The 9244-nt window shown below is 41.3% G+C and carries 5 protein-coding genes; 1 reads left to right on the forward strand and 4 read right to left on the reverse strand.

The window, feature by feature from the left end:
* Positions 1-184: 184 nt before the first annotated feature.
* The 4 genes from PX484_RS07000 to PX484_RS07015 all read right to left on the reverse strand — a co-directional run bounded on the left by PX484_RS07000 (position 185) and on the right by PX484_RS07015 (position 4530).
* Complete coding sequence (locus tag PX484_RS07000) at positions 185-1060, reverse strand: N-acetylmuramoyl-L-alanine amidase-like domain-containing protein (protein WP_004163343.1); 876 nt, start codon at positions 1058-1060, stop codon at positions 185-187.
* Positions 1061-1215: 155 nt separating this feature from the next.
* Positions 1216-2709, reverse strand: a complete 1494-nt coding sequence (locus tag PX484_RS07005) for a P-loop ATPase, Sll1717 family (RefSeq protein ID WP_288097003.1) — start codon at positions 2707-2709, stop codon at positions 1216-1218.
* Between the two features lie 5 nt (positions 2710-2714).
* Positions 2715-4091, reverse strand: a complete 1377-nt coding sequence (locus tag PX484_RS07010) for a KGGVGR-motif variant AAA ATPase (protein ID WP_272080589.1) — start codon at positions 4089-4091, stop codon at positions 2715-2717.
* A 7-nt stretch (positions 4092-4098) separates the two neighbouring features.
* On the reverse strand, positions 4099-4530 hold the full coding sequence (locus tag PX484_RS07015; protein ID WP_288097000.1) for a HEPN domain-containing protein: 432 nt from the start codon (positions 4528-4530) through the stop codon (positions 4099-4101).
* A gap of 710 nt (positions 4531-5240) precedes the next feature.
* Between PX484_RS07015 and PX484_RS07020 the strand changes: the two genes are divergently transcribed.
* Positions 5241-9227: a magnesium chelatase subunit H gene (locus PX484_RS07020; protein WP_288103265.1), complete on the forward strand. Its 3987-nt coding sequence runs from the start codon at positions 5241-5243 to the stop codon at positions 9225-9227.
* The last annotated feature ends 17 nt before the right edge of the window (positions 9228-9244 follow it).

Consider the following 9244-nt stretch of genomic DNA (forward strand, 5'->3'; position numbering starts at 1 on the left):
AGCAGGGTGTAGGGTGTAGGGTGTGGGGTGTGGGGTTTTACCGATTTTGAGGGGGTCAATTACCTAATTTTCAGGGAAAAAGTACCTGAATTTCCCCCTGATCACTCCCATGCCAGGCACTTTTGGATTTCAAAAAGGTCTAAAAGTCTTATCCAACAAGGTTTTTAGATTTATTCAGCAAACCCTACCTATTTCTTGGATCAAGGGAACGAACGACAAAAATACCGATGGCTTTGTCCACTTTAGTGATATATTTTTCTAGGTCTTTAGCAATGGTAACTTGACCAGCAGGAGAGGCATGAATTAAGCCAATTTTGCCATCGGCAAAGCGATAAACTAGACCGGTATGGGTGGTATCTAAACCAGCGATATTAGTCACGACACCGATAATATCGCCAGCTTGCAGTTGTGGATAAATATCTTTAATCTTAGCGGTGGGAATATAGGTTAAGGATAAGCTTTCTAATTGCCGTTCTAACTGTTGAATACAATGGTAATTACTTTGAGTTTTTAACTGGGGATATAGATGGCGGTTTTTGCTGATAAAGTTGAGCTTTTTGTCAAGAGTAATTCCTCCTAATTTGTGAGTAATATTTTCTAGATTGCCTCGTTTTTGGTTGTCATTAATCCAATCGGAAAAGTAATGCAGGCGACTACAATAACCGTCGAGAATACCGTGGCGATAACGCTGATTTAAAACCTGCTGACTAAAAGCAGAATACTGATAATTTTTTAAAGCAAAATTGTGACTCAAAGCGAGAACTGTTTCCACAAAGAGGACACAATCAAACTCTTTTAAAGAGATAAATAATTTTTCTGTAGGAGAGCGATCGAGTAATCCTGCTTGATATTTTGCTCCTAAAAATTGAGCGGCGATATTCTGGATTATATCGGCCATGGGTAAGCGATCGAGTTGTTGATTTTGGGCGTACTGCACCAGTTTTTGATAATTAGGATCGCTGACTTCTTGAGCAAGAATAGTTTCCGATCGAGCTATACTCAAGGGAATTAAAACAGGATTAATTAATAAATAGGGTAAAGTTATCCAATTAAAAAACATTGTCGATCGATTACTGAAAATAATAAGGGTTTATCACCGACTAATACACATTAACTATCGGAGTTATCAACTGTTAAAATCTGCCAGTATTAGTTATTATTGCTTCATGTATTTTACTATTTATTCTACATAAAATTATTGTCGATATCCTCAAGTTATTGAGGACGTTGAATCCCACCGCGACGTTTAACTTTAAACCCATATGAATAAATTTCAGGTATATTAATTCGATCATCAATCTGACTTTCCACCACACCCAATTGTATTAGATATTGCACAATCCCTTCAGGTTCCTGAACGGGAGGTTTGTTTTCTTTTTCAGGACTCCATTTAGTTGAGCGCACAGCCTCTAAAAAAGTTTCTTTCGGCATAGGAGTTTTTAACCCTTCTAAGTTAGTTTTTAGAGATTCTAACCAAGGATATTCTTCCTGTGCTAATTCTTTAATTCTATCCTCTGAAGTATCCATTAAAGCACTCTGGAGATCAGGGGGTTGTAGAAGGTATAGCTCGGTCAGTTGTTCAAAACGTTCTAATCTTTTGGCTGCCGCTAGGTCGAATAATTTTAGAAAAGAGCGAGGAGCAATTCTACCCCCAGTATCCTGAAGATGATTAGGTATCCATCGGTAGGTAATGCCTTTTTTAGGACTAACTCCCATATATTTACCGATCATTTTTTCGATTAATTCTTCAAATAATCGTTCATCACTACTAACATTCCATCCTAGTTGGGTTGAGCTTTCATAAATTAAATTAGGGATCATCTGTAAATAGTCTCTCATTTCTTGATCGGAATTAGCTAACCGTTTAATCCAGAGTTGATAGAGCCAAGAGCGTTGCCATTCTAGCCGATGGGATTGTAATTTAGAAGCATCAGGAAATCCCAAAAATTCCTCTCTAAATAGGTCGGTACGAAGAAATATTTTTGGTCGAATTCTCTCCCAACGACGAGAGCGATCGAGCCAAAAAGCTAATAATTCTCTAATCGGATTAGCTAGAGCATTATAAGTAGTCAATAACCGATCCAATTCATCATAAGTAATAAATAGCCATTGGTCAGAACTAATTAATTGTTCGTCTAATTTGTCAAGAACATAATTTAGATGTTCAAAATTATCTTTAACTAAAATTCTCCATTCTGATAAAAGCGATAACCTATTTTTAAGAATAGTAGTAATATTTGGATCCAATTCTTGACCTATAATGCTGGCAATATCAGATTCTTGTTCCTGTAAAATGACACCTAAAATCAATCCTAACCAGAAACTACGCCATTCAAGATTAGTAGCGTTTTGCATTTCTTTTTCTATAATTTCTGGTGACGGAAATCGTTTTGCAGTTTTGCGAGTGCGACCAAATCCTGCAATCCATCTGGTCTGATTTAAAGGAGCAAGACCTCGAATATTTAAACTATTAACTAAAGCTTCTCGTCCAGAGGGAATGGCTAGTAAACGAAATAATTCTGTTTTACCCACACCCCGACCACCTTGAATTAATAAAATGCTTGGCTCCAAAGCTTTTCTATAATCAACCACGGGTAAGAAATTTTTGAGAAATACGTCTTCATCATCACTTTCCTGTTCAGCAGTTGCTTTTCCAGGAGCAACTGCTCCCATTAATTCCAGTAACTTTTTTTTATCGAATTCAGCCATAATTTTTACCGATTGTTTATAATCACATCACGTCCAAATAATTGACAAAGCTTTTCAGCAATAGTTTGATAAGGAGAATCGGTCATAACTTTCACGAGATTTGCTAATCTCTCTTTTTCTTCTGGAGTATCGTGCCGTGAGTCACGAGTAAAGAGGGCAATATCTCCCCGCAGACTATTATCATAGGGGACAACTATCGGGAAAAATGGTGCATCAGTATCATTAGAGTTAGGGACATCTTCAGATTCAGTATAATAGTTTTCTTGGAAAATTGTATAGGCTCTTTGTCGAAAATTTCGTAACTCTCTTTCTCGGCCAACTGTTCCTAAAGATGGAGCGAGAGCATGAACTAAAATTAATGGTAAAGGATCCTCAGGGTTAGATAGGGCTAAATGTTGGATAACTTGGGTTAATCCTGCCCAACTTTGTCGAGATTCCGTACCAAAAATAACCACTGCATGGGAAAAATAAGTAATAGCTAAACCACCAATATCATGAAAACCTGCTCTTGCATCCATGAGAATAAAATCCAGTGGTCTGTTTAACCTTGCTATTTCTTCTAGCATTTGTTTTAAAATGCCTTGTAGTTGACCATTGACAAGATTTTGAAAGTCTAAACGAGCCAATTTTTCTAAATAATCTTGATCCACATTTCCTGCTGGTAGCAATTTTAAGATTTCACCTTCATCTCCTAACAAATTTGAGTCATTAATATCTTTTAAACTCAGTTTCCATTTGTCTTTTTGAACTTTCTTTTCTAGCAAATAGTCCATGACACCAGAATTAGCGGCAACATCTTTAGAAAAAATTGTGGCCAGACCGGGAGCTTCTAAATCAAGATCAACTATAGCGACTCGATGACCATTCCGCGCTAAAGTTAAGGCAGTAGCGGCAATAGTAGTGGTGCGACCAACTCCTCCTTTGAAGGAAAAAAAGGAGACAATAGCTGGTTTATATCCTTTTTCAACTTTTTCAAAATCCCAAGGCAGTTGCTGCCCAATTTTATTCTCTGTCCATGCTTGTTTAGCCAGATGACGTTCTAGAATATACCATTCCAAGCTTGGCGATTCATCGAACCAAGGTGCCTTAACTTTTTCCTTCATGATAAGATCAATCAGGGCTTTATAAGCATCTCCTTCTCCTTTTTGCCACCAAATATCACGGCCATAGTAATCCTCAAGTTTTTCAGACAGGAGTGTAGATAGATGGTTTTCTTCGTTTGATTCTATCTTGTCTTCCCCTTGTAACTCTAGAAATAAGCGAATTTTTCCCTCAACATCACGAATAATAATCACGGATTTTAGTTTGGCCACAAGAGAACCAAGACTGGAATCCTGAAAGCATTCCCTTACCCTAGCAAAAGTTTCACTAAAACTAATCATCAGAATCTTAAATATCCTTACTAGAAATATAACCGTTTAGCACTAATCTGGGAATAATATCTCGATAAATTTCTTCAGCACATTCAACGGCCAAGTTAGCCTGATCTTCAGTCCAATATCCAGATTGATAATATCTTCTTTCTGGGTGATTTTGCCCTAAGACAGTTCCCCGGATGCGAGAAACTGGTAACTGTTGCTCTAAACGAGGATAGAGAATTCCTAATCTTTCCCTCGCTTTACCTTCTAATTCCTTGAGATCATGTCCGAATTTTTTAGCGGCTTTTTGATCATTTTTAAAATACTGTTCTACTAAAAGCTTAAAAGCGCATTCTACTACATAACCAGCTAGGTAAATGGCATTGTCCCAACGGTTTTTAGACAGCAAAATTTTGGCATCTTGCAAATGTCGGCCTGCTGCACTAGCAAATAACTCGGTCATAGACGTATCGAATCAAATAAAAACTTTTTAGCCATAAACCAATTCTACCACCATAACGAAACTTTAAGAACTTTACTTCCTTATTGTTGATTTTTCAACCTAAACTTGCCAAATTTTCTGAAACTATTGCCTGATTTCCTCGCTATAATTAAGCTGTTGACTATCTAAATTACTCCTTAAGACTGCACTGGAGCGCCGGAGTTGCCAGTTCGAGCATTTGTACTAAAATTTCCAATAGGCAGTTTAAATCCAGTACAGCTTACCTGCTACTGAATCCTAACCCTAACAACAATTTTTGATTTTTACCAGAGGTCTAGGACAAGGACAAAAAGCTGATCTTGATTGAGTTATAGCACTTGCGGCCCTGTACGAGACGACCTCGAATCCTAACCCCGATCTTGAATAGGGACATCTCGTCTGAGGTGCTAATGAATAACACTTTTGGAATTAAAAGTCAATAGATTAAATATTAATTTTTGTAAAGAAAGGCCTGAGCATTTACTCAAAAAGCTCTTTACCATCTGTTACAAAATATGGCAAGATATTTATCAAATTGTGTCAAAACCCAGAGTAAATGCTCATTGGGGTGACATTTTCTGATACAAAACAGAAACATATATATCTAAACACCTTAAACAAAGGGCGATCGTCATCTGATGACGAAAATCACTTCATACCAGACTCAGCAATCCTAAGGAGAACCATCATATATGTTCACTCACGTCAAGTCCACCATTCGTCACATAGTTCCCGACGCGTTGAATGGTCGATCGCTGGTCAAGGTGGTCTATGTCGTGCTAGAACCTCAGTACCAAAGTGCGCTGAGTAGTGCGGTCAGGGAAATCAACGCTAACAACCGGAAACTAGCGATCGAAATTAGTGGTTATTTAATCGAAGAACTGCGCGATGGGGAAAATTATCGCAATTTTCAAGAGGATGTAGCCAAAGCTAATATTTTCATTGCTTCTCTCATCTTTATCGAAGATTTAGCCGATAAAGTTGTGGCCGCTGTCAGTCCCCATCGGGATAAATTAGACGCGGCGATTGTCTTTCCCTCCATGCCCCAGGTAATGCGCTTAAATAAATTAGGTTGCTTTTCCATGGCCCAATTGGGACAGTCTAAGAGTGTCATCGCTAACTTTATGAAAAAGCGCAGGGAAAACTCTGGCGCTGGTTTCCAAGATGCGATGTTAAAGTTATTGCGAACTTTACCGCAAGTCCTGAAATATCTCCCCATGGAAAAAGCTCAGGACGCACGCAACTTTATGTTAAGTTTCCAGTATTGGCTAGGGGGTTCGGCAGAAAATTTAGAGAACTTCCTGTTAATGTTGGCCGATAAGTACGTCTTCGATAACAAGGATGACAGCGTAGTTTACAAGGAACCGGTAGTTTATCCGGATCTGGGTATCTGGCATCCTTTATCCATGAAAATGTTCGAGGATGTCAAGGAATACTTCGCTTGGTACAATAACCGCAGTGATATTGCCGATGACTTAAAAGACCCCTTGGCTCCCTGTGTTGGCTTAATTTTACAGAGAACTCACCTCGTTACTGGTGATGACGCTCATTATGTCGCTCTCGTGCAGGAATTCGAGTCTATGGGTGCGCGAGTCCTTCCTGTTTTTGCCGGGGGATTAGATTTTTCTAAACCGGTAGAGGAATACTTCTGGGATAAAAGCTTAAAAGGAGTGGAAGCGGTTGCTATCGTTGATACGGTAATTTCCCTGACGGGATTTGCTTTAGTGGGGGGTCCAGCGCGACAAGATCATCCGAAAGCGATAGAATCCTTAAAACGTCTCAATCGTCCCTATATGTGCGCGTTACCGCTAGTTTTCCAAACCACCCAGGAATGGGAAGAAAGCGATTTGGGGTTACACCCGATTCAAGTGGCGCTACAGATTGCTATTCCGGAATTAGACGGTGCGATCGAACCTATTATATTATCGGGCCGGGATGGCGCGACGGGTAAAGCGATCGCTTTACAGGATCGGGTAGAAGCGATCGCTCAACGGGCGCTAAAATGGGCTACCCTAAGAAAGAAACCGAAACTCAATAAAAAAGTCGCCATCACCGTCTTTAGTTTCCCCCCCGATAAAGGGAATGTGGGAACCGCAGCCTATCTAGATGTGTTCGGTTCTATCTACGAGGTGATGCAAGCGTTACAAAATAATGGTTATGACTTGCAGGACTTACCCGCATCTCCCCGGGAACTGATGGAAGCGGTAATCCATGATGCCACCGCACAATACCATAGTCCGGAGCTAAATATCGCCTATCGGATGTCCGTACCGGAATACGAACGTTTAACCCCCTATTCCGTCCGTTTAGAGGAAAATTGGGGACCACCACCGGGACACCTCAACAGTGATGGACAAAATCTATTAATCTACGGGAAAGAGTTCGGTAATGTTTTTATTGGGGTTCAACCCACCTTCGGTTATGAAGGGGATCCCATGCGTCTGCTATTTTCTCGTTCTGCTAGTCCCCACCACGGTTTTGCAGCCTACTACACCTATCTCAATCAAGTCTGGAAAGCAGACGCGGTTCTTCATTTTGGCACCCACGGTTCCCTAGAATTTATGCCGGGGAAACAGATGGGAATGTCTGGGGAATGCTACCCCGATAACCTCATCGGGATGATTCCCAACCTCTACTATTATGCCGCTAATAACCCCAGCGAAGCGACGATCGCTAAACGTCGCAGTTATGCGGAAACCATCTCCTATCTCACTCCCCCCGCAGAAAATGCCGGACTCTACAAAGGGTTAAAAGAACTAAGCGAGTTGATCGGTTCCTACCAAACCCTGAAAGATAGTGGGCGTGGGGTGCAAATTGTCAATACTATTGTCGATAAATGTTTATTGGTCAATCTCGACAAAGATATAAGTTTACCTGATGGTGACACTGCCGATCTCAGTCAAGAGGAACGGGATAATATCGTCGGTTCGGTCTATCGTAAACTGATGGAAATTGAATCGCGCTTACTTCCCTGCGGACTTCATGTTATTGGGAAACCCCCCTCGGCGCTGGAAGCGGTGGCAACTTTGGTCAATATTGCCAGTTTAGACCGGGAAGAGGACGATTTACTTTCCTTACCGCGGATTATTGCCAACAGCATCGGCCGGGATCTAGAGGAAGTTTATCGCAATAGCGATCGAGGTGTGCTGGAGGATGTGGAATTACTGCAAAACATCACCCTCGCGACTCGCGCTGCCGTCGCAACTTTAGTCAAGTCCCAAACCGACGCAGAAGGTCGGGTATCGATGCTTTCTAAGCTGAATTTCTTGAATATAGGCAAGAAATCGCCTTGGCTGGAAACTTTACGGTCGATGGGTTATCCACAAGTTGATCCGGTGGCGTTAAAACCCCTGTTTGAATACCTAGAATTCTGTTTGGAACAGGTCTGTGCTGATAATGAATTGGGGGCCCTATTAAAAGCATTGGAAGGAGAATACGTTCTTCCCGGTCCTGGTGGCGACCCTATTCGTAACCCCGGGGTTTTACCGACGGGTAAAAATATCCACGCTTTAGACCCCCAGTCTATCCCGACTCTAGCGGCGGTAAAATCGGCTAAAATCGTGGTGGATCGTCTGTTAGAACGGCAAAAACTGGATAATGGTGGTAAATATCCTGAAACTATCGCTTGTGTTCTCTGGGGAACGGATAATATCAAAACATACGGGGAATCTCTGGCACAAATTCTCTGGATGGTGGGGGTTCGTCCTCTTCCCGATGCTTTGGGACGGGTGAATAAATTGGAATTGATTCCCCTAGAGGAGTTGGGAAGACCGCGCATTGATGTGGTGGTCAATTGTTCTGGTGTTTTCCGGGATTTATTTATCAATCAGATGAATTTGCTTGACCAAGGGGTAAAAATGGCCGCGGAAGCAAACGAACCGGTGGAGATGAATTATGTCCGCAAACACGCTAGGTCACAAGCAAAAGAAATGGGTTTAACGGTTCGACAGGCGGCCACCCGCATCTTTTCTAATGCTTCTGGTTCCTATTCTTCTAATATTAATCTCGCGGTGGAAAATAGCAGTTGGGAAGACGAAAAAGAGTTACAGAATATGTATCTCAACCGCAAGGGTTTTGCTTTCGACTCGGATAATCCGGGGATGATGGCCGATAATCGTCAGTTGTTTGAAGCATCTTTAAAAACTGCCGAGGCAACTTTCCAAAACTTGGATTCTAGCGAGATTAGTTTAACCGATGTTTCCCACTATTTCGACTCGGATCCGACAAAAGTTGTCGCTAGTTTACGCGATGATGGCAAAAAACCGGCGGCCTATATTGCTGATACTACCACCGCTAATGCTCAGGTGCGTACTTTGTCGGAAACCGTGCGCTTAGATACCCGCACCAAGTTACTCAATCCCAAATGGTACGAGGGAATGTTAAGTCATGGTTACGAAGGAGTCCGAGAATTATCGAAGCGTTTGGTTAATACGATGGGATGGTCGGCAACTGCTGATGCGGTGGATAATTGGGTTTATGAAGATGTGAACACCACTTTTATTCAAGATGAGGAAATGTGTCAGCGTCTGATGAATCTCAATCCTAATTCTTTCCGCAAGATGGTGGGAACCCTGCTAGAAGTTAATGGTCGCGGTTACTGGGAAACTTCTCAAGAGAATTTAGACCGCTTACAGGAACTTTATCAAGAAGTGGAGGACCGTATCGAAGGAATCGAGTAGAATAGATAGATAAGACT

Origin of the sequence: Microcystis sp. M49636_WE2, assembly GCF_030065375.1 — a bacterium.
Lineage (GTDB): Bacteria > Cyanobacteriota > Cyanobacteriia > Cyanobacteriales > Microcystaceae > Microcystis > Microcystis aeruginosa_C.